Genomic DNA, 20,470 nt, shown 5'->3' on the forward strand with positions numbered 1-20,470 from the left:
GGTCCGCACCATTGCCAAAACGTTTGCGCACTTCCCTGCGGGCTGTTGCCAAAACGTTTTGGCATACGTGCGGCGCGCCGGGCTCCCCCCGCCCGAGCCGCGCCGCACGGCCCCTGCCGTGCCGCTCCACCCCTCGCTCCACCCCTCAAGCTCCACCTTTCCGTCCCCCTCCCGCACACCGCCGTGCGGTCACCCGGCTCGCGCCGGGCTCCCCGTACATCCCTCGTCCCGTCCCTCCAGGCCGGGACGCGAGTCCGCAAAGGACGTCAGCCGACCATGGCCGAGGCCACCACCACCGCCCCGCCCGGATCCACCGACCCCGCCGGCCAGGCCGACCGGACGTCCCCGACGTCCGTCTTCACGGTCGAGCAGCGTGGTATCGACGCCGTCCCCGCCTCCGAGCGCCAAGGCGGTCCCGGCCGCCTGTTCGGTCTGTGGGCCGGTACCAACACCACCGTCTTCACCGTCGTCTACGGGGCGCTGGTCGTCTCCTTCGGCCTCTCGTTCTGGTACGCCGTCGCGCTGATCGTGGTCGGCAACGTCCTCGGCTTCACCGTCACGGGCCTCACCAGCCTCCAGGGCCCGCGCACCGGTACCTCCACGCACTCCGTGTCCCGGGCTTCCTTCGGTCCGAACGGCGGGCGCCTCCCGGCGCTGCTGAGCTGGGTGATGCTGGTCGGCTTCGAGGCGGGCGGCATGGTCCTGATCGTGCTCGCCGGCCTCGCCCTCTTCGAGCAGGCGGGCGTCTCCACCAGCACCCCGCTGAAGCTGGTGACCATCGCGATCGCGGCGGGGCTCCAGATGCTCCTGCCGCTCTCCGGCTACCACCTGATCATGAAGGTGCAGAAGTACTTCGCCTGGATCTTCGCCGCGATGTTCGTCGTCATGGCGTTCCTCGTCTTCCCGAAGGCGGACTTCGGCGCGCATGGCGCCGGCCCCTCGGTGGTGACGATCTCCCTGGTCCTGGCCATGGTCACCGCCTCGGGCGGTCTGTCCTGGGCCGACATGGGCAGCGACTACTCGCGCTACCTCCCGGCCGACGCCGCGCCCCGCAAGGTGTTCGGCTGCGCCGCGCTCGGCGGCATGGTGCCCAACATCGCGCTGCAGATCCTCGGCGCCGCCGTCGCCACCGCGACCACCAACGCCTCCGACCCGATCTCAGGGCTACCGGAGGTCCTGCCCGGCTGGTTCGTCACCCCGTACCTGCTGCTCGCGATCGTGTCGCTGCTCGCGGTGAACACCACCGACATGTACTCCTCCGGCCTGAACCTGCTGGCCGTCGGCCTCCCGGTGAAGCGCTGGATGATCGTCTTCGTCGACCTGACCCTGTGCACCGCGATCACCCTGTGGGCGGTCTTCTCCGCGGACTTCTACACCCTGCTGTCGAACTTCCTCAGCCTGATCGTGCTCTGGCTCGGCCCGTGGGCCGCCGTCTACCTCACCGACTGGGCGCTGCGCCGGGGCCGTTACCACGTGCCCTCGCTCTTCCCCCGGGAGACCGGCGGCAAGGGCGTCTACTGGCACAAGGGCGGGGTACGCCCGGCCGGTCTGGTCGCGGTGCTCCTCGGCTTCGGGGCGGCGGTGCTCTGGGTCGACTCCACCGTGTTCGTCGGCCCGCTCTCCGACGCGGCCGGCGGCCTGGACCTGTCGGTCTTCGCCGGTGCCCTCGTCGCGGGGGTCGTGTACTGGCTCCTCGCGCGCCGTACCGTGCGCGCCGAGGCAGAACTCGTCCTCGACGCCTGACCGGTGGCCGGGCGCCGCACACCCGGTGCCCGGCCTCTCCCCTCCCCTCTCCTCCCCTCCCCCCTCTTCACCACCTCTCGACCCGCCCTGGAGCGAACCCCATGAACCACCCCACCCTCCGCAGCCTCATCGACGCCTCCGAAGGGGTCGTCAAGGCCGACCGGATCATCAAGGGCGGGCAGCTCGTCAACGTCCACACCGGCGAGATCTACCCGGCGGACGTCGCGATCACCGGCGAGCGGATCGCCGCTACCGGGGACGTCACCGCCTACGAGGGGCCCGACACCGAGTTCGTCGACGCCACCGGCAAGTACCTCACCCCGGGGCTCATCGACGGCCACCTCCACCTGGAGTGCTCCAAGCTCTCGGTGACGATGTTCGCGGACGCGGCGGTCCGCTTCGGCACCACCTCGGTGATCTCCGGTCTCGACCAGTTCCTCGTCGTCGCCGGTCTCGAAGGGGTGCGCGAGGCGCTGCGGGAGGCCGACGCGAGCCCGATGAAGATCTTCTGGGGCGCCCCCTTCAAGACGCCCTACACCCTGCCCGAGACCACCGTCGGCTTCACCTTCGGACCGGAGGAGCACGAGGAGACCCAGGGCTGGGCCGAGTGCTTCGGGGTGTGGGAGACGGTCGCCGAGTTCGTCCTCAACCGCGACGAGAAGGTGCTGCGCGCCCTCGAACTCGCCCACCGCAACCGGCTGCCGATCTTCGGCTGCGCCCCGATGGCCGCACAGACCACCATCAACGCGCTGTCGGCGGCGGGCGTCCGCCTCGACCACGAGAGCTACACCGCCGAGGAGGCCCTCCAGAAGCTGCGGGCCGGCATGTCGCTGCTCATCCGCGAGTCCTCGGTCGCGCACTTCATGGACGAGAACGTGCGCACGGTCACCGAGTTCGGCGCCCAGTCCCGGCACGTCGGGTTCTGCACCGACGACATGCACGTCGCCGACATCATCCGCGAGGGCCACCTCGACAAGCTGGTCCGGATGGCGATCAAGGCCGGTGTCCGCCCGGTCGAGGCGATCCAGATGGCCACGCTGAACTGCGCCGAGATGTACCGCATCGACCACCTCGTCGGCTCGATCACGCCGGGCCGCTTCGCGGACGTCCTGATCGTCGACTCCCCCGAGTCCTTCCAGGTGGAGCGCGTGTTCGCGCGCGGTGAGCTGGTCGCGGAGAACGGCCGCACCCTGCGTGCCCCGCAGCCGCCGGCGCGTACCCCCGCGCTCTCCCCCGCCTTCCGGGTGGCCCCGCTCGCGCCGGAGGGCGTCGGCATCGCCGCCGAGGGCGACGAGGCCCGGGTGCTGGTCGTGGAGATGGACCGCACCGTCCCGTTCGTGCGCAAGGGCGTCGAGATGACGCTGCCGGTGGTCGACGGCACGGTCCGAGCCGACCTCGCGCAGGACGCGCTGTACGTCACGGTCTCGGAGCGGTACGGCAAGAAGGACGGCGCCACCGTCACCGCCATGATCAACGGCTTCGGCCTGCGGTCGGGGGCCATCGCCTCCTCCGCCGCACCCGACGACAACAACATCGTCTGCGTGGGCGCCGACCGGGCCGACATGGCGCTGGCGGTGAACCACCTCTCCGAGCACGGCGGCGGCCAGGTCGTCGTGGACGGCGGTGTGATCAAGGAGTTCCTGCCGCTGCCGGTGGCCGGAATCGTCGCCGACATCACCCCGGAGGAGATGGCGGACGCCGAGGACCGCCTTGAGGCGGCGTCCCGCACGCTCGGCTGCGAACTCCCTTCGGCGTTCGGTTACTTGATCTTCCTTGAGATCACCGCGATCCCCGAATACGCCGTCACCGACCTGGGTGTCGTCAGCTACACCACGCAGGACGTCGTCGACGTGCTGCTTCCCGCCGCCAAGTGACCCGCCGTACCGAGGAGATCGCCATGACCGAGACCGTCACCGTGGACCCCTTCGTCGCGGGTCTGCCCAAGTGCGAACTGCACCTGCACATCGAGGGCACCCTGGAGCCCGGACTGAAGTTCGCGCTCGCCCGCCGGGGCGGCGTGGAGCTGCCGTACGCCGACGAGGCGGCGCTGCGCGAGGCGTACGACTTCGACGACCTGCCCGGCTTCCTCGCCGTCTACTACGAGGGCATGTCGGTGCTCCGTACCGAGGCGGACTTCTATGACCTCGCCGCCGCCTACGCGGCCAAGGCGCACTCCCAGAACGTCCGTTACGCGGAGATCTTCTTCGACCCGCAGGCCCACACCGCGCGCGGTGTCGCCTTCGACACCGTCATCCGGGGCCTGACCCGCGCGCTGGACGACGCCGAGCGGGCGACGGGCTTCCAGGGCCGTCTGGTGATGTGCTTCCTGCGCGACTTCCAGGCCGAGTTCGCCATGGCGACGCTCGTGCAGGCGCTGCCGTACAAGGAGTGGATCATCGGTGTCGGCCTGGACTCGGACGAGGCAGGCAACCCGCCGGTGAAGTTCCGCGAGGTCTTCGCCCGGGCGCGCGCCGAGGGCTTCCGGCTGACGATGCACTGCGACGTCGACCAGCAGAACTCCACGGAGCACATCCGTCAGGTCCTCGACGAGATCGGCGTCGACCGGATCGACCACGGCGTCAACGCCCTGGAGGACCCGGCGCTGGTGGCCCGTATCGTCGAGCGCGGCCTCGGACTGACCGTGTGCCCGATCTCCAACGCCCATGTCACGGACGGCCTGAAGGCCGCAGAGATCCGCGCGCTGCTGGACCAGGGCGTCAAGGTCACGGTCAACTCCGACGACCCGGCGTACTTCCCGGGATACGTCTGTGAGAACCTCGCGGCGCTGCGCGGCCCCGCCGCCCTCTCGGACGAGGAGCTGGTCCTGCTCCAGCGGAACGCCATCGAGGTGTCCTGGGCGGCGCCTTCGGTCCGGGAGCGCTTCCTCGCCGAACTGGACGCGTACCGGGGCTGATCGGCCCGAAGGACAGGGTGGGGCCCGCGGCTGCGCGGGCCCCACACCCGTCTCGCCGGGCGGTGGCACCGGGGCCGGCCGTGCGGGAAGAATCCCCCCATGGAAGCAACCCCCTGGCGCAACACCACCCACGACTGGGCGAGCACCGTGGACCACGCCCACCTCGCGGAAGTCCGCAGTGCCCCGGCCGTGTTCGCACCCGGCGGCCCGGCTCATCTGGTCCTGGAGGTGATCGCCTACGCGGCGGACGAGGCGGAGGACCGGGGCGGCGGGCACTGCACGGTGACCCTCCACCCTGACGGCTCGGTCTCCGTCACGGACGACGGAAGGGGGACGGACACCCGCCTCGACGCGCGGGGCCGCCCGGTGAGGAAGCCGGTCATGGCCACGAAGGATCTCCGCTTCTTCGACCGCCCCTGGGTGCAGACTCTCCCCGACGGGCACCCGCGACGGGGGATGTCGGTCGTGGCGGCACTCAGCGAGTGGCTCGTCCACACCAACCGGCGGGAGGACGGATCCTGGACGCAGCGCTACGAGCACGGGGTCCCGGTGACGGACCTGACACCGGTCACCCGGCAGGGCACGACCGGCACGACCGTCCGTTTCCGCCCCGGCCGGGACGTTCGTACCGCCGTACCCGCCCTCGGAGCGTTCGAGCGGCCGTGGCCCGGGCTCGCCGTCGAGGTATGCGACCTGAGAACCGGCTGAGGGTCATCCCCGCCGTCGCCCGCGCCCGACCACGTCCTCGTAGGTCCGGCGCAGCGTGGCGGTGACCACGTCGATGGTGAAGTCGGCGTTGACCAGGTCCCAGGCGGCCTTGCCCGCCTCCGCGGCGGCCCCGGGTTCCAGCAGTTCCAGGACGGCCCCGGCGACCTTGGCGGCGTTGGCCTCGTCCTCGCCGACCCGGCTGTCGATCACCCGGCCCGCCCCGGCCTTCGCCACGTCCGGGCCGAGGCCGCAGGTGCGGGTGATGACGACCGGGGTGCCGACCGACATCGCCTCCAGGACCGAGACCCCGAGCGGCTCCTCGATCGACGGGAGCACGTACACGTCGGCCTCGCGCCCCGCCGCCAGGACCTCCTCGTGGCCGAGCGGGCCCACGTGGTCGAGGGAGCCGGTCACGCCGAGCCTCTCCGCCAGCGCCAGGGTGCCCGCCAGCGCCCCGGTGTCGGGGCCCGCCAGCACGAAGCGGGCGTCCGGGTGCCGGGCGAGCACGGCGGGCATCGCGGCGACGAAGTCCTCGGGCCGCTTGCGCTCCTGGACGCGGGCGAGGAAGAGGACGGTGGGCGGCCGGCCGGGCTCGCGGGCCGGTTTGCGCTCCTGGGGGCGTACCCCGTTCACCAGTCGGACCGTGCGGGTGAGGGCGACCGGGGCGGCCACCGCGTTGACGTCGAGGCGCTCCTTCTCGGTGAGGTGCAGGACGGCGTCGGCCTCGCGCAGCACCTTCCGTACGCCGAGCAGGTCGGTCAGTTTCGCCACCGGCTTCTCGGTCGGGTCGATCATGCCGTGGGTCTGCACGACCAGCGGGGTACGGGTCGCGAGCGCGAGGAGCGCGACGGGCAGGGTCACCAGGTCCCGCATGAGATGTACGTGAACGAGGTCGGCGCCGCGCATGGCGCGGCGGGCGGCGCGCAGCAGCGCCGGTGAGGTGATCCCGCTGACCTCGAACATCGGCAGTACGTGCCGGGCTTGGTGGAGGAGAGCGGGAACTCCCTCGATCTCGGCGGGTAGTTCTCCGGACACGAAGCCGTCGCCCAGCGCCATGATCCGCGCGTCGTCACCGGCCGCCCGCTGGACCTTGGAGAGGTTGAGCGCCACCCGGGTGGGCCCGCCGAAGGCGTGGTCCGGGGTGTGCAGCGTGACGACGTGCAGGATTCTCACCAGGTTCCCCTCAACCTCGGCCGACGTTCACAGAGTAGCCAACGCATCCCCCCAAGTGGGTTGATTCGTTAGGGTGTTCGCAGGTCCACGGAACGGGGGGCGTATGACGTCCGTGTACGACACGGTTCCGCCCGCGCGGGCCCGCGCGGCCGGCGTCCGCGGTCGTCTGGAGCCCGTGGCGAGGCCGCTGGCCTGGGCGATGCTCTCGCGCGCACTCGCGGTACCGCTGATCCTGGGCCTGGTCGTCTTCCTGCCCGCGGTGGTCGCGGCGCAGCCGGGGACGGGCGGCCGGGACGTCGTCTTCTGGCTGCAACTGGTCCTGACGTGCTACGCGGGTGCCCGGCTGGCGACGATGATCCTCTCCACCCGGCGCCGGCTGCTCCAGGGCGTCTTCTGGATGTTCGTGTACATCGCGATGGGCGTCGCGCCGCTGGCGCAGGCGGTCATCGGGAAGACGCCGACTCCGCTGGTGGGGCCCCGCTCGGACCTGGTGACGGCCACCGCGATGATCCTGGTCGGGTGCTCCGCGTTCGACCTGGGCGCGCTGCTGGCCTCCCGTCGCCCGCTGCGGCGCCGGTCCTCCTCCTCGCGGTCGCGGCGCGGCCGTCCGGCGGTCGCGAGCCGTACGCGGCTGCGGCTGCTGTTGCTGCTGGCGTTCGCGGCGAGCGGCTACTACGTGGTGAAGCTCGGCGGTCCCGCGATCTTCTTCAGCAGCCGGCAGGAGATCAGCGCGTCCGTGGCGGAGAGCGGGGTCGCCGCACAGGGGTCGAACGTCGGCTCGGCGTTCCTGAAGGGCTTCGGCACGGTACCGGCGCTGCTGGCCCTGCTCTTCTGGACGCGCCGCCTGGTGACCTCGCGCCGGGCCCGGCGCTCGCCGTCGACGGTGCTGGCGTGGACCGCGCTGGTCCTGCTCAATCTGGTCGTCAACAACCCGATCTCGAACGCGCGTTACTGGTTCCTGACGGTCCTCGTGTCGCTGCTCTTCACCGCGTTCCCGAGCAGTGCGGCCGTGTACCGCACGGTGCTGGCGCTGGGCGTGGTGGGGGCTCTGGTGCTCTTCCCCTACGCGGACCGGTTCCGGTACGACGACAGCGGGTACCGGCCGGTGCAGTCGGCCTCGGCCTTCGAGCCGCTGGCGACGAAGGACTACGACCAGACGGTCATGTTCGCCAACACGATCGCCTGGGTGGACACCCGGGGCCATACGTACGGCCGTCAGCTCGCGGGTTCCACGTTCTTCTTCGTCCCGCGCGCGGCGTGGAGCGGGAAGCCCGAGGACACCGGGGTCCGGGTGGGGCAGTGGATGGGGATGAACATGACCAATCTCTCGGCCCCGCTGTGGACCGAGTTCTGGGTGGACTTCGGCCCGGCCGGGATGGTGGCGGGTCTCGCGCTGATCGGTTACCTCGCCGCGCGCACCGACCGCCGGTACGCGGTCGCGGTCACGCGGGCCGGTCCGGGGCCGGGCAGCGTGCTGGCCGTCGCGGCGCCGCTGGTGGCGGGTTACACCTTCATCCTGCTGCGCGGCCCGCTCCTCCAGTCGGTGGGGAAGCTCGCCATCGCGGCGCTCTGCCTGGCATTCGTCACCACGTTCACGGAGCGGAGCGAACAGCGGTCGCGCTGACGGTCTCCCCGCCGGCGACGGCGGCGCGCCGCAGCCTGGCGACCCGGGTCCAGGTGGCGGCGGCCTTGCAGAGGGAGCCCAGGCAGAGCCCCCAGGCGGCGCCGGTGACTCCGGCTGCCGCGTATCCGGCGATCAGGAAGACGACGGCGGCGAGCGAGAACACCACCTGGACGGCGAGCGTGGCGCGGGGGTCGAGCATCCGCAGGGCGAGCAGCCCGCAGGTGCCGAAGGCCATCGCCGCGTACTGGGTGCCGGTCGCGGGCAGCAGGGCTGCGGCGGACGACCAGGTGTCGCCGAGGAGTTGGCCGCCGATCCGGTCGGGGAGCAGGGCGAGGACGGTGGCCCAGAGGGCGGCCGTCGCGGCGAGCACGGCGGCGAGCGCGGCGGTGGCCCGTATCCGTCGGCGTTCGCCGCCGACCCGGGAGAGCAGCGGTGGCCCGAAGCTGGTGGCGGAGGTGAACAGGACGTTGAGGGGGCCGAAGAGGGTGGTCGCGCCGCGCAGGGCGCCCACCACGAGCGGGCTGCCGACCGCGCCGAGGCCGAGCACGGAGAGCTGGCTGGTGGCGTTGCCGACCCCGAACTCCACGACGAACCGCTGTCCGAGGTGGCCGCGCCGCAGGTAGGGCCGCAGTTCGGTGCGTGCTCCGGCGGTACGGCTCCGCAGCAGGGCGGCGGAGAGCAGCAGCGCCGGGAGGGCGGACAGCCCCCAGGCGGTGACCAGCCGGGCCGCCCCGGCCCCGTGGCTCTGCGACCCGAGCGCGCCCAGGACGCAGGCGAGGCGGAGCAGGTCGGCGACGAGGGCGAGGTGCGGCAGCCGGAGGGTGGAGAAGGCGTACCGCATGGCGTCCTGGCCGAGGACGACCGGCAGCACGAGCCCGAGCGCAAGGAGGGCGCGGGAGGTCTCGCCGGGGACGAGCAGGGCTCCGCAGGCGAGGAGGGCACCGAGCACGGCCGCCGCGAGCAGGGCGAAGGCGACGGCGGAGCGGCAGGCGTTCCGGGCCGCCTCGCCGCCCCGGGTGAGGACGAGCGGCTGGCCCGTGTAGGCGCCGAAGACGCCGAGCAGCACGGTGAAGACGAGGTAGACGGCGGAGAACCGGGCGAAGTCGGCGACGGTGGAGAGCCGGGCAGCGGCGACCAGCACCAGGATGTTGGTGAGGGCGGCGACCCCTTGGTCGGCGACGGAGCTGACGACCGCGCCGCGGGCTCTCACCGGCGCGTGGGCGGCACGGTGAAGGTGCGCAGCCCCATGGTCTCCGCCGGGTCGCCGGTGATCTCCGGCCGGCCTTCCCCTTCGGGCTCCGGCCCCCGTCCGCCACCACCGTCGTCCCGCCGTCCGGTGGACTTCTGATGCTTCCGGCGTTCCTTGCGGGCCCGCCGGGTGGGCCCGGGGTGGAGGAGCACGCCGAGCAGGTGGCCGCCCGCCGCGCCGACGACCTCGCGGATGCGTTCCAGGTCGCTGCGGTGCACCTCGCGAGGGTCGCAGACGATCATGACGCCGCCGACCCGGTCCAGGAGGGCGACGGCGTCGGCGTACGAGAGGACGGGCGGGGCCAGCACGACGACGACGGCTCCGGGCGCGTCCGCCTCGGCGACGATCCGTCCGACCGGTGCCGAGGTGAGGGCGCGGGGGACGTTGTCGACCTGGTCGCCCGCCACCAGGGCGAAGGCACCGGAGCCCGGCACGTCGACGTTGGTACGGCTGCCGGCGGGCCAGCCGCGCTTGTCGTCCGAGGCCCACCGGGGCCGGGGCTCGCTGACCGCCGGGCCGAGTTCGCGGGCGAGGGAGGGGGTCCGCAGGTCCGCCTCGACGAGGAGGACGTCGCGGCCCATCTCGGCGAAGGCGGCGGCGACGTTGGCCGCCGCCGCGGCGGCGGCCGAGTTGTCCCCGCGGGGAGCGGTGACCAGCAGTCGGCGGTTCTCGGCGAAGGCGGGGTCGTAGGCGAGCCGGAAGGCCACGGCGCGGTACTCCTCGGCGAGCCTGCTGCCGCCGCGCCCGATGGCGAGCAGGGCCGTGGCGGTGGCGCGTTCCTTGGGGAGGGTGCCGAGCAGCGGGGCGCCGAGCGAGCGGACCAGCTCGTGGGTGGAGCGCACGGTCGGGTCGAAGACGAGCCGGACCCAGGAGAGCAGCAGTCCGAGGGCGAGTCCGACGACTCCGCCGAGGCCGAGGAGGAGCGGGAGGCCCGCGCCGGTGGGCTTGACGGGTGCGACCGGCTTCTTGGTGAGGTAGCCGGGGGTGGCGTCCAGCGCCTTCAACTCGGAGATTTTCTGGCTGAGTCCGGAGATGGAGACGATGAGGTTCGCGCGGGCGCTGGTGATGTCGTCGGCGGTGCTGGAGCCGATCTGCTCCTCCAGCTGGTCGCGCTTCTCCTCCAGCGGTTTGAGCTGCGCGCGGTAGCCGTTCGCCATGTTCTCGATGCTGTCCTCAGTCAGCTGTTTCCGGTTGGCGAGGTAGGCGCCGGCGAGGGCTTCGGCGCGGGCGCGCGCCTCCTCGGGGGTGCTGCCGGTGTAGGTGAAGCGGAGAGTGAGGGTGTTCGGCGGGTTGGTGACCTGGAGTCCCGCGAGCAGGTCGCGGGAGGAGACCTTGTCGCCGTGCGGGGCGAGGGTCCGGGCGGCGAGGGTGCCGACGGTGTCGCTGACCGCGGTCTGGCGTTCGGAGCCGATGTTGATGCCCTTGTCGGCGGAGGCGCCGGTGGCGAAGGGGTCTGCGGTCGCCGTACGGACCAGTACCTCACCGGTGGCCGCGTAGGTGTCCTCGCCCGCGAAGGCGAGGTAGCCGCCGCCGAGGAGCCCGACGAGCACCCCGGTGGCGAGCAGCCCCCGGTAGCGCAGCAGTTGGCGGAACTGGTCGCGCAGCAGCGCCGGTTCGTCCTGGTCGTCCAGGGCCCGGATCGGATGGGTCATCGGCGTGCGCTCCCTCGTGCGTTCCCTCGGGCGTTGTCGAGTGCCTCGGCGAGCAGGGCGTCGAAGCGGGCGAGCCCCGCTTCGCGGCTCAGGTGCTGTGCGACGTAGGCGGCTCCGCGTGCGCCGAGCCGGCCGGCCGCCGCGTGGTCGGCGGCCAGTTCGCGTACGGCGACGAGCAGGGCGGCCGGGTCCTCGGGCGGCACCAGCACTCCGGCGCCGGAGCGGCGCACCTCCTCGGCGGTGCCGCCGCCCTCCGCGACGGAGGCGACGACGGGCCGCCCGGAGACGAAGTAGGAGGTGAGTTTGGAGGGGACGCTCATGTCGAGGACGGAGGCGCGCTGGGTGACGGCGAGGACGTCGGCGGCGGCGAGGACGTCGGTGAAGTCCTCGGCCGCGGCGGGCGGCAGGAAGTCGAGGTTGGCGAGCCCGGCGGACCGGGCGCGCAGCGCCCCGCGCTGGTTGCCGTCGCCCATCAGGACGACCCGGACGTCGGGCGCCAGCCGGGCGAGGTCGACGAGTACGTCGAGGCCCTGCTTGAGCCCCATGTTCCCCGAGTGGAGCAGGACGGGGGTGTCCGGTTGCCAGCCGAGGCGGGCGCGGGTGGCCGCCCTGTCGGCCGCGGGCCCTTGCACATGCGTCCAGTTGGGGACGGTGCGGATGCGGGCGGGGTCGACGCCGAGGGCCATGACGCCGGGCACGAAGCTCTCGTGGATGACACCGACCAGGGTCGCGTCGCGCAGCGCGTACCGCTCGGCGGCGGCGGCGGCGGACGCCGCTCGGCCGCCGCCCCGGATGCCGCTCTGGGCGGCGGCGGCGCCCATCAGGTCCTGGACCACGGGGACGTACGGAACGCCGTGGCGGCGGGCGATCCGGGCGCCGACGACACCGCCGGCGAGGCTCGGCATCTGGGCGACGACGGCGTCCGGCCGGCCGGGCGGCGGGGCGAGCAGTCCGTGGCCGAGGACGGTGAGTTCGAAGAGTCCTCGGCGCAGCGCGGTCTGCCGGGGCGGTACGTAGTGCCGTCGCCGGTGGACGTGGACTCCCCCGCGGTGCTCCGTGGTGCGCCAGACGCCCCGGTACTCCTCGTCGGTCCGCCAGGAGGGGTAGTGCGGCATCCCGGTGAGCACGTCGGCGCGTGCGGTGGTGGCTGCCCAGTGTTCGGCGAGCTGGGTGGCGTACGGGCCGATGCCGGTCAGTTCCGGCGCGTAGTTGGTGGAGACCACCAGGATCCGGCGGTCGTGCAGCGGCGTACGTGGTGCGGCAGCGGACATCGGACGATCGCCTTCCCCCCGGAACGGCCCCCTGCTCCCCCGAGGAAGCAGCCCCGGGCCGAGCTTATCCGTTCACGGGTTGCACAAGTGTTCTTCACAGTAAGGTCGTTGGAATCATCAGCACATGACGTTCACCGTGGGGGGAGAGAACGGATGGTGCAGCACAGGGTGGGTTACGCGCCTGGCGTGTACGACCTGTTCCACGTGGGTCACCTCAACATCCTTCGTCATGCCCGCAGTCAGTGCGACTACCTGGTGGCGGGGGTCGTCTCCGACGAGATGGCGGTCCTCGCCAAGGGCCACCGGCCGGTGATCCCGCTGCCGGAGCGGCTGGAGATCGTCCGCAGCATCCGCCACGTGGACGCCGCCTTCGTGGAGACCGTGCCGGAGAAGATCGACACCTGGCAGCAGGTCCGCTTCGACGTGATCTTCAAGGGCGACGACTGGCGGGGCACGGAGAAGGGGAAGAAGCTCGAACGCGACTTCGCCGAGGTCGGCGTCGAGGTCGTCTACTTCCCGTACACCGTGCACACGTCCAGCACCCAGCTGAGCAAGGCGCTGGACGTGCTCACCGCCCGGCCCGGAGCGCTCTCAGCTCCCTGAACCACTTGGCCAGGAAGGCCACCAGGAACAGCGCGTGCACCACGGCGAGCGCCGCGTACCCCGCCAGGAAGGCCGCGGGCTCACCGAGCAGCAGGAAGACCAGGCAGAACACCCCGTAGTCGGCGGGGAGCAGCGCGACGGCGCGGACCCGGGAGACCGGCCCGGCACTGGCGGCGGTCCCCGGGTCCGCGCGCTCGGCCGCCTTGCCCAGCTGCTCGCGGAGCAGTCCGGCGCAGAAGGTCAGGGCGGCGACGAAGAGAAAGCCGAGGGGCAGCAACAGCCAGGCCTCGGAGCGCTGTTCGCCGACGCGGTAGAGGTCCGAGCGGTAGAGGGAGATCAGCACCGCCGTGTGGACCAGGATCATCTTGGCGCAGTCCACCACATGGTCGAGCCACTCCCCGTCCGGGCCTCCGCGTCCGGTGAGCCGGGCGAGCTGGCCGTCGGCGGAGTCGAAGGCGAATCCCACCACCAGCCCGGCCCACACCAGCGCTCCGAGCGCCCAGGAGGGCCCGGCGAGCGCGACAGCGGCGAGTGAGCCGAAGGTGAAAAGAGCGCTCACGAGCGTGACTTGATTGGGCGTCAGTCCCATGCGGAAGGACACTGCCGCGAGCACCCGGCCGGCCGGTCTGTTCACGTACCGCGAGTAGAGCGAGACGCCCTTGGCAGTCTTCTGTGCCCCGCGCAACTCGCGCAGCACCGTACCCGTGCTTCCCATACGCCCCCCAGCGTCCGGCGGTTGCCCCGCATCATGACACGCTTCCGTTTCCGGGCATACGGTGCCGGGCGGCGCGACGCTCGGCGCGCGGGACGCACAAGGTTCAGCGTTCCTCGGTGAGTTGTGTGTCCAGGTCGTCGAAGAGCAGGTCGCCGTGGTCGACCTGGCCGGTCCGGTACGCGGATCTGGCCACCAGGTGCGCCGCCACCGGGCCGGTCATCATCTGGAAGAAGAGGATCAGGGCGAGGGTTGCGAGGTCCATCCCGCTGCGCAGCCGCATCGCCACCCCGATGAGCACCAGCAGGATGCCGAGGGTCTGCGGCTTGGTCGCCGCGTGGCTGCGGGAGAGGACGTCGGGCAGCCGGAGCATGCCGAAGGTGCCGAGCAGGCAGGTGGCCGCGCCGAGCAGGATGGCGACGGCCCCGGCGGTGTCGACGACGGTGAGCCAGGTGGTCATGGTCCGGTCTCCTTCGTGCCGGTGGGGTGGCCCGGCCGGGGGTGCGGGCGCGGCCGGTCGCGGACCGCGATGAAGCGGGCGATGCCGACGGACCCGGTGAAGCCGAGGAACGCCAGGACCAGCATGATCGGGAAGTAGAAGGTGTCGCGGACCAGCGCCGCGCGGGCGCCGAGCCCGGCGATGATCAGGGCCGCGCACACGTCGAGCGAGAGCGCGCGGTCGAGCATCGAGGGCCCGCGCCAGATGCGCGCGAGCAGCAGCAGCCCGGCGACGACGATCGTCGCCACCGCGACGTACAGCAGCCAGCGGTCGACGTTCTCGGTCGTGCTCATGCGGGGGTGCTCCCGGTCCGCGGGTGGGGTGGCGGCGGCTCGGCGACCCGGGCGATCTCGTCCCGGGTCCCGAAGGCCCGTACGGTCAGGGCTTCCATCCGCCACACCGAGCGCCGGGCCGCGTCGAGTTCGGCGGGCCGGTCGGCGTCGAGCACGTGCAGGAAGACGGTGGCGGTGGAGCGGCGCACCTCGACGATGGCGCCACCCGGCACGTTGGAGACGGCGACGGCGGTGGCGGTGAGCATGAGGTCGCTCCGGCAGCGCAGCGGCACCGCGATGACGCCCGCCCGGTGCGGCCGGCCGGCGAGGATCTGCCCGGCCACCTTCACCCCGGAGGTGACCATGTCGTACAGCAGATAGCCGGCGAGCCGCAGAATGCCCCAGGGGTGCAGCCGTAGCCCGAGATCGACCCGGGGCAGCGGGAAGGCAAGGCAGACGGCCACCGCGACGACCACTCCGGTGAGGACGTTGGCCCAGGTCAGGGTGGACCAGAGCATCACCCAGATCAGGGTGAGCCAGGCGATGAGCGGCAGGTCGAGCACGCGGCGCCCGCTCCTGCCCAGGGTGAGGGCGAGCGGTGGCATTCCGGGCCCGCGCGGGAGTCGGCGGCTCACCGGCCGAGCACCTCCTCGATGTAGGGCGTACGCCGCAGGAGTTCGGCGGCGGCGTGGTCGGTGTAGGTGGTCAGGGGGCCGGCGAAGACGGTGAAGGCGAGGCTGATCGCGACCCCTGCGGCGGTGGCCGCGACCATGGTGCGCGGCAGCCGGGTCGTGGTGGTGATGGCGCGTCCGTGCAGGGTCGCCGCGAAGGCGCGTCCGGCCGGTCCGGGCAGCGGGCGCACAGGTTCGTCGCCGGTGCCGGGCATGCGGTCGGGTCCCTCGTCGGCGTCGTCGTCCTCGTCGGAGTCGGCCTCCAGCACGGTGCCGTCGAGTGCCTGTCCGGGCGGGGCGTCGCGCCAGAACGCGAGGTTCCAGACCTTGGCCATCACGTACAGCGTGAGCAGGCTGGTCGCCGTGGACCCGGCCACCAGGAGCCAGGCCCAGGCGCTGCCGTCGGCGACACCGGCCCGCATCAGGCCGAGCTTGCCGATGAAGCCGGAGAACGGCGGGATGCCCGCCATGTTGAGCGCGGGGACGAGGTAGAGCACGGCGAGCAGCGGGGCGGCGCGGGCGAGGCCGCCGGTCCGGGTGAGTTCGGTGGTGCCGCCCCGGCGCTCCATCAGCCCGGCGACGAGGAAGAGCGTGGTCTGCACGGTGATGTGGTGGGTGACGTAGACGATCGCGCCGCCGTACGCCTGCCGGGTGGCGAGGCCGATTCCGAAGATCATGTAGCCGATGTGGCTGATCAGGGTGAAGGAGAACAGCCGCTTGAGGTCGGTCTGGGCGACGGCGCCGAGGATGCCGACGATCATCGAGGCGAGGGCGAGGGCCATCAGCAGGTCGCCGACCCTGTTGCCGGGGAAGAGCAGCGTCTCGGTGCGCAGCATGCTGTAGACGCCGACCTTGGTGAGCAGGCCGGCGAAGACGGCGGTGACGGGCGCGGGTGCGGTGGGGTAGGAGTCGGGGAGCCAGGCGCCGAGTGGGAAGACGGCGGCCTTGACGGCGAAGACCGTCAGCAGCATGGCCTGGATCAACGTCTGCACCCCGAGCGGGAGTTCCGGCAGCCGTTGGGCGAGCTGGGCGAAGTTGGCGGTGCCGGCCGCCGCGTAGGTCATGGCGATGGCGGTGAGGAAGAGCATCGAGGAGAAGAGCGAGATGATCACGTAGGTGGAGCCGGCCCGGATGCGGGGTCCGGTACCGCCGAGGGTGAGCAGCACGAAGCTGGCGACGAGCATGATCTCGAAGCCGACGTAGAGGTTGACGAGGTCTCCGGCGAGGAAGGTGCAGGAGACCCCGGCGACGAGGATGAGGTAGGCGGGGTGGAAGACGGCGACGGGGGTCTCCTCGTCCCGGTCGGCCATGCCCTGCCCGAGGGAGTAGACGAGCACGCAGAGGGTGACGGCCGAGGAGACCGTCAGCATCAGGGCGGAGAGCCGGTCGGCGACCAGGGTGATGCCGAGCGGCGGGGGGAAGTCCCCGAGGTGGACGGAGAGCGGGCCCTTCGACTGGGTGGCGGCCATGAGTCCGGCGGAGAGCCCGAGGACGAGCGTGAGCACGGCGACGCTGATGAAGCGCTGGAAGCGCTTGAGGCGGGTGCCGAAGGCGAGGCTGAGCCCGGTGGCGCAGAGCGGCAGCAGCACCGGCAGCGGGACGAGCGCGTTCATCCGGCGTCTCCTGGGTGGTCGTCTCCCGGGTGGTCGTCTCCCGGGCGGGGGCGGTGCGCGGCGTCGTCCGGGGAGGTGCCGGCGCCGGCGGCTTCCGCGTAGTCCTCCGGGTCGGCGCCGAGCACGTCGTGCCAGAGGTCGCCGGTGGCGTCCCGCCCCCGGGCCTGGAGGGCGCGGTCGGCGCGCAGCCGGTGGCGCAGGCGGCGGCGTTCGTCCAGGTAGCGGGCGCGCTCCTCGCTGGTGGGGGCGTCGCCCGTCCGGTACTCCTCGATGAGCTGGGCGCGTTCGCCCCGTACCTCGGCGCGCAGTGCGATGCGCCGGTCCTCCAGGTCGTCGTGGACCTCGTCGGTGCCGGTCAGCTGGTGGCTGCGGTAGGCCATGGCGAGCAGGAACGCGGTGGTGGCGAGAGTGATGACGATCGCGGTGAGGGCGATGGCCTGGGGCAGCGGGTCGGTGACCTCGCGCAGCGGTACGCCGTAGAGCAGGGGCGCGGCGCCCGCCGAGCCGGTGCCGGCCAGCACGAGGAGGTTGATGCCGTTGCCGACGATCACCGCGCCCAGCAGGATGCGGGTGAGCGGCCGGGTGAGCATGAGGATTCCGCCGACCGCGCAGAGGACGACGGCCGTGGCGAGCAGGGCGGCGCTGACGGTCACCGGGCGCCGCCTGCCGTCTCGGCCGGGCCCTGGTGCCGCAGCGCGGCGGCGCGTTCGATCTGCCGGTCGATCTTCGCGCCCAGCGCGCGGACGAGGTCGAGGACGACGCCGAGGACCAGCAGGTAGACCCCGCAGTCGAAGAGGACCGACGTGCCGAGGTGGTAGTCGCCGAAGACCGGCAGGTGGCCGTGGTAGGTCCAGGCGTGCAGCACCGTGCCGTCGAGCAGGCCGAGCAGGGCGATGCCGGTGGAGAGGAACAGCCCCAGTCCTGTGATGAGTCCGGGGGGCAGCGGCGCCGCCTCCGCGAGTTCGAACCGGCCGCCCGCCAGGTAGCGGGTGATGAGGGCGACGGAGCCGACCATCCCGGCGACGAATCCGCCGCCCGGCATGTTCTCCGCGCAGAAGAGCAGGTACACGGAGAGCACCAGGACGGGGTGGAACAGCAGCCGGGCGACCACCTCGAAGACGAGCGAGCGGTGTTCGGGGGCGAGGGTGGAGCTCGCGGCGAGCCAGTCGCGTTCGGGGGCGCCCTCGTCGCCCTGCGGGAGCCCGCTGAGGCCCTCATGGTCGCGGGAGAGCGACCAGGCGGTGCCGGGTGCCGGGGATGCCTTGAGCGTCGGGACACCGACCGGTACGACTGCGGCGGGCGCTGTCCGGCCGGGGGGCTCCTCGCCGGAGGCGGGTGGCTGCTCGCTCCTGCGGTGCAGGTAGATCAGGCTGGTGACGCCCACCGCGGCGGCGGCGAGCACCGCCGACTCGCCCATGGTGTCCCACGCCCGCAGGTCCACCAGGATGGTGGCGACGACGTCCTTGAGGCCGTGGCTCGCGGCCTCCTCCACCATCGCCGCGCCGGCCGGTTCGGCGGTGCGGGCGGCGGCGGAGACCCAGACGGCGACCCCGAAGGTGGCGGCCGCCGCGAGGGCGACCGGGATGCGCACGGCCCTCCGCCAGGAGCTGACGGTCTCCTGGAAGTGCACCGGCATCCGGCGCAGCACCAGCACGAACACGATCATCGAAACGGTCTCGACGCAGAACTGGGTCAGCGCGAGGTCCGGGGCGCCCTGGACGACGAAGAGCAGCGCGGTGCCGTATCCGGTGAGGCCGGCCAGTACGACGGCCTTCATCCGGCGGCTCACGGTGAGGCAGAGCAGGGCCGCGGCGCTGGTGAGCACGGCCAGCGCGCCCTGGAGGGGGGAGTCCCAGAGCCGTGGGGCGACCGCGTCGTCCCAGGGGCGGTCGGTGACGAGGACCGCGAGTTGTCCGGCGATCAGGACGAGCAGGGTGGTGGCGAGGTAGACGGAGAGCGAACCGCGTTGCACCAGGCCGGTGATCTGGAGGGCGAGGCGTTCCAGGCCGAGCAGGAGGTGACCGAAGACGCTGTCGGCGGTGGGCCAGGCGACGCGCCGGGAGAGGGCGCGGACGGGGGTGCGGGCGGCGAAGAGGAGGGCGCCGCCCGCCCAGGCGACGGCGGAGAGCAGCAGCGCGGTGCCGAATCCGTGCCAGAGCGCGAGGTGGTACGGGTACGCGGTGGCGGGGAACTCGTCGGCGTACCGGCTGAACAGGTGTTCCGTCCAGCCGATCCCCGGTCCGAGCACGAGCCCGGCGACGGCGAGCACGGCGGGCGGGGCGAGAAAGGCGGCGGAGACCCGGTGGACGGGGGTGTCGGCGACGCCGGGCTTGCGGAGGAAGGCGCCCCAGACGAACCGGAGGGTGTAGGCGGTGGTGAGCGCGGAGCCCGCCACGGTGGCCGCGAGGGTCCAGAGGTCGGCGGTGTCTCCGTGCAGGAGCGCCTCGAACGCGGCTTCCTTGGCGGCGAATCCGAGCAGCGGGGGCAGTGCGGCCATGGAGGCGGCGGCGAGGACGCCGACGGCGCACACGTACGGCAGGGAGCGGCCGACGCCGGAGAGCCGGCGCAGGTCGCGGGTGCCGGTGGCGTGGTCGACGACGCCGATGACGAGGAAGAGCGGGGCTTTGAACAGGGCGTGCGCCAGGATCATCGCGACGGCGGCGAGCGCGGCGTCCCGGTTGCCGTCCCCGGCCAGCAGGGCGAGGAAGCCGAGCTGGCTCACCGTGCCGTAGGCCAGGACGAGTTTGAGGTCGTGCAGGCGCAGGGCGCGCCAGCCGCCGAGCAGCATGGTGGCGGCGCCGAGCACGAGGATCACCGGGCGCCACAGCGGTACGTCGGCGAAGGCGGGGGCGAGCCGGGCCACCAGGTAGACGCCTGCCTTCACCATCGCGGCGGCGTGCAGGTAGGCGCTGACCGGGGACGGGGCGGCCATGGCGTTGGGCAGCCAGAGGGAGAACGGCCAGATCGCCGACTTGGACAGCGCGCCCGCCAGGACCAGCGCGACGGCGACCTGGACGGCGACGGAGGCGGTGGGAGGGTGGTCGACGATCTCCGAGATCCGGTACGTACCGGCCGCGTGACCGATGATCAGGAACCCGACCAGCATGGCGAGTCCGCCGAAGGTGGTGACCGTGAGGGCCTGGAGAGCCGATCTGCGGTTCTGCTTCTTCTCGCTGGTGTGCCCGATCAGCAGGTAGGAGAAGACCGTGGTCAGTTCCCAGAAGACGTAGAGCGTGATCAGGTCGTCGGCGAGGACGAGAGCGAGCATCGCACCGGCGAAGGCCAGCAGGTTCCCTGCGAACCGGGCCAGTTGGGGCGTGTCGTCGGCGAAGTACGAGGCGCAGTACAGCAGCACGAGGGTGCCGACTCCCGCGGCGAGCAGCACCATCAGTTCGCCGAGGGCGTCCAGGCGCAGATCGACGGAGACGTCGTACACCGGAATCCAGTCCCAGGACCACCCGTCGGGCCGTCCGTCGGCGGCGCTCGTCCACATCGTGAAGGCCCACACCGTGGTGGCGGCCGGGGGGAGCGCGAGCACGACGAACGCGCGACTGCCCAGCCGGTGCACCAGGGGACCGGCGCAGGCCGCCAGCGCGAAGTGGCAGGCGATGAGCGCGATCACAGCGGGGCGTCCGGGAAATATGGCACTGAGTACAGATATATCCCCCGGCGGCGTTCACCCGTCCGGCACGCCGGACGGGACGCGGCGGCCCCTCATCACCACCCGGGCGGTCCCCGTACGCGACCCTGGGGCGTCTAGAGGTGT

17 protein-coding genes are annotated in these 20,470 nt (G+C 72.4%); 6 read left to right on the plus strand and 11 right to left on the minus strand.

Going from position 1 to position 20,470, the window contains the following annotated elements; all coding sequences use genetic code 11:
• The first annotated feature begins 276 nt into the window (after window positions 1-276).
• The 4 genes from OHT52_RS04520 to OHT52_RS04535 all read left to right on the plus strand — a co-directional run bounded on the left by OHT52_RS04520 (window position 277) and on the right by OHT52_RS04535 (window position 5,365).
• Entirely contained in the window at window positions 277-1,743 is a 1,467-nt protein-coding gene (locus OHT52_RS04520; protein WP_328718824.1) for a purine-cytosine permease family protein, read from the plus strand.
• A 101-nt stretch (window positions 1,744-1,844) separates the two neighbouring features.
• Complete coding sequence (locus OHT52_RS04525; protein ID WP_328718825.1) at window positions 1,845-3,617, plus strand: adenine deaminase C-terminal domain-containing protein; 1,773 nt, start codon at window positions 1,845-1,847, stop codon at window positions 3,615-3,617.
• A gap of 23 nt (window positions 3,618-3,640) precedes the next feature.
• Entirely contained in the window at window positions 3,641-4,657 is a 1,017-nt protein-coding gene (add, locus tag OHT52_RS04530) for an adenosine deaminase (protein WP_328718826.1), read from the plus strand.
• A gap of 99 nt (window positions 4,658-4,756) precedes the next feature.
• Window positions 4,757-5,365 (plus strand): ATP-binding protein, encoded by a 609-nt coding sequence (locus OHT52_RS04535; protein ID WP_328718827.1) that lies wholly within the window; start codon window positions 4,757-4,759, stop codon window positions 5,363-5,365.
• Between the two features lie 3 nt (window positions 5,366-5,368).
• Here the strand turns inward: OHT52_RS04535 and OHT52_RS04540 are convergent, their stop codons facing one another.
• On the minus strand, window positions 5,369-6,538 hold the full coding sequence (locus OHT52_RS04540) for a glycosyltransferase (RefSeq protein ID WP_328718828.1): 1,170 nt from the start codon (window positions 6,536-6,538) through the stop codon (window positions 5,369-5,371).
• Window positions 6,539-6,641: 103 nt separating this feature from the next.
• Here OHT52_RS04540 and OHT52_RS04545 point away from each other — a divergent pair, with 103 nt between their 5' ends.
• Window positions 6,642-8,162 (plus strand): hypothetical protein, encoded by a 1,521-nt coding sequence (locus OHT52_RS04545; RefSeq protein ID WP_328718829.1) that lies wholly within the window; start codon window positions 6,642-6,644, stop codon window positions 8,160-8,162.
• On the opposite strand, the gene OHT52_RS04550 is transcribed toward OHT52_RS04545, so the two are convergent.
• The 3 genes from OHT52_RS04550 to OHT52_RS04560 are packed head-to-tail and all read right to left on the minus strand — an operon-like array spanning window position 8,131 to window position 12,334.
• The gene (locus OHT52_RS04550; RefSeq protein WP_328718830.1) at window positions 8,131-9,372 is read right to left on the minus strand and encodes a hypothetical protein; all 1,242 of its coding nucleotides are present in this window, start codon (window positions 9,370-9,372) and stop codon (window positions 8,131-8,133) included. The two genes, OHT52_RS04545 and OHT52_RS04550, sit on opposite strands and share 32 nt — an antisense overlap.
• Entirely contained in the window at window positions 9,369-11,063 is a 1,695-nt protein-coding gene (locus OHT52_RS04555) for a lipopolysaccharide biosynthesis protein (RefSeq protein ID WP_328718831.1), read from the minus strand. The genes OHT52_RS04550 and OHT52_RS04555 overlap by 4 nt, the downstream gene beginning before the upstream one ends.
• Entirely contained in the window at window positions 11,060-12,334 is a 1,275-nt protein-coding gene (locus tag OHT52_RS04560) for a glycosyltransferase (RefSeq protein ID WP_328718832.1), read from the minus strand. The genes OHT52_RS04555 and OHT52_RS04560 overlap by 4 nt, the downstream gene beginning before the upstream one ends.
• Window positions 12,335-12,487: 153 nt before the next feature.
• Between OHT52_RS04560 and OHT52_RS04565 the strand changes: the two genes are divergently transcribed.
• The gene (locus tag OHT52_RS04565; RefSeq protein WP_328718833.1) at window positions 12,488-12,937 is read left to right on the plus strand and encodes an adenylyltransferase/cytidyltransferase family protein; all 450 of its coding nucleotides are present in this window, start codon (window positions 12,488-12,490) and stop codon (window positions 12,935-12,937) included.
• Here the strand turns inward: OHT52_RS04565 and OHT52_RS04570 are convergent.
• From OHT52_RS04570 to OHT52_RS04600, 7 genes are all read right to left on the minus strand, one after another.
• Window positions 12,903-13,652, minus strand: a complete 750-nt coding sequence (locus tag OHT52_RS04570; protein ID WP_328718834.1) for a CDP-alcohol phosphatidyltransferase family protein — start codon at window positions 13,650-13,652, stop codon at window positions 12,903-12,905. The two genes, OHT52_RS04565 and OHT52_RS04570, sit on opposite strands and share 35 nt — an antisense overlap.
• A 103-nt stretch (window positions 13,653-13,755) precedes the next feature.
• Complete coding sequence (gene mnhG, locus OHT52_RS04575) at window positions 13,756-14,109, minus strand: monovalent cation/H(+) antiporter subunit G (RefSeq protein WP_328718835.1); 354 nt, start codon at window positions 14,107-14,109, stop codon at window positions 13,756-13,758.
• Entirely contained in the window at window positions 14,106-14,441 is a 336-nt protein-coding gene (locus OHT52_RS04580; protein ID WP_328718836.1) for a monovalent cation/H+ antiporter complex subunit F, read from the minus strand. The genes mnhG and OHT52_RS04580 overlap by 4 nt, the downstream gene beginning before the upstream one ends.
• A complete protein-coding gene (locus OHT52_RS04585; protein WP_328723612.1) occupies window positions 14,438-15,025 on the minus strand; it encodes a Na+/H+ antiporter subunit E in 588 nt (195 codons plus the stop codon). Before OHT52_RS04585 ends, OHT52_RS04580 begins: the two co-directional genes overlap by 4 nt.
• A gap of 26 nt (window positions 15,026-15,051) precedes the next feature.
• Window positions 15,052-16,704: a Na+/H+ antiporter subunit D gene (locus OHT52_RS04590; RefSeq protein WP_328718837.1), complete on the minus strand. Its 1,653-nt coding sequence runs from the start codon at window positions 16,702-16,704 to the stop codon at window positions 15,052-15,054.
• Entirely contained in the window at window positions 16,701-17,357 is a 657-nt protein-coding gene (locus OHT52_RS04595; protein ID WP_328718838.1) for a Na(+)/H(+) antiporter subunit C, read from the minus strand. Before OHT52_RS04595 ends, OHT52_RS04590 begins: the two co-directional genes overlap by 4 nt.
• Entirely contained in the window at window positions 17,354-20,326 is a 2,973-nt protein-coding gene (locus OHT52_RS04600; RefSeq protein ID WP_328718840.1) for a Na+/H+ antiporter subunit A, read from the minus strand. Before OHT52_RS04600 ends, OHT52_RS04595 begins: the two co-directional genes overlap by 4 nt.
• Window positions 20,327-20,470 lie beyond the last annotated feature (144 nt).

Source organism: Streptomyces sp. NBC_00247 (assembly GCF_036188265.1).
Taxonomy (GTDB): Bacteria; Actinomycetota; Actinomycetes; order Streptomycetales; family Streptomycetaceae; genus Streptomyces.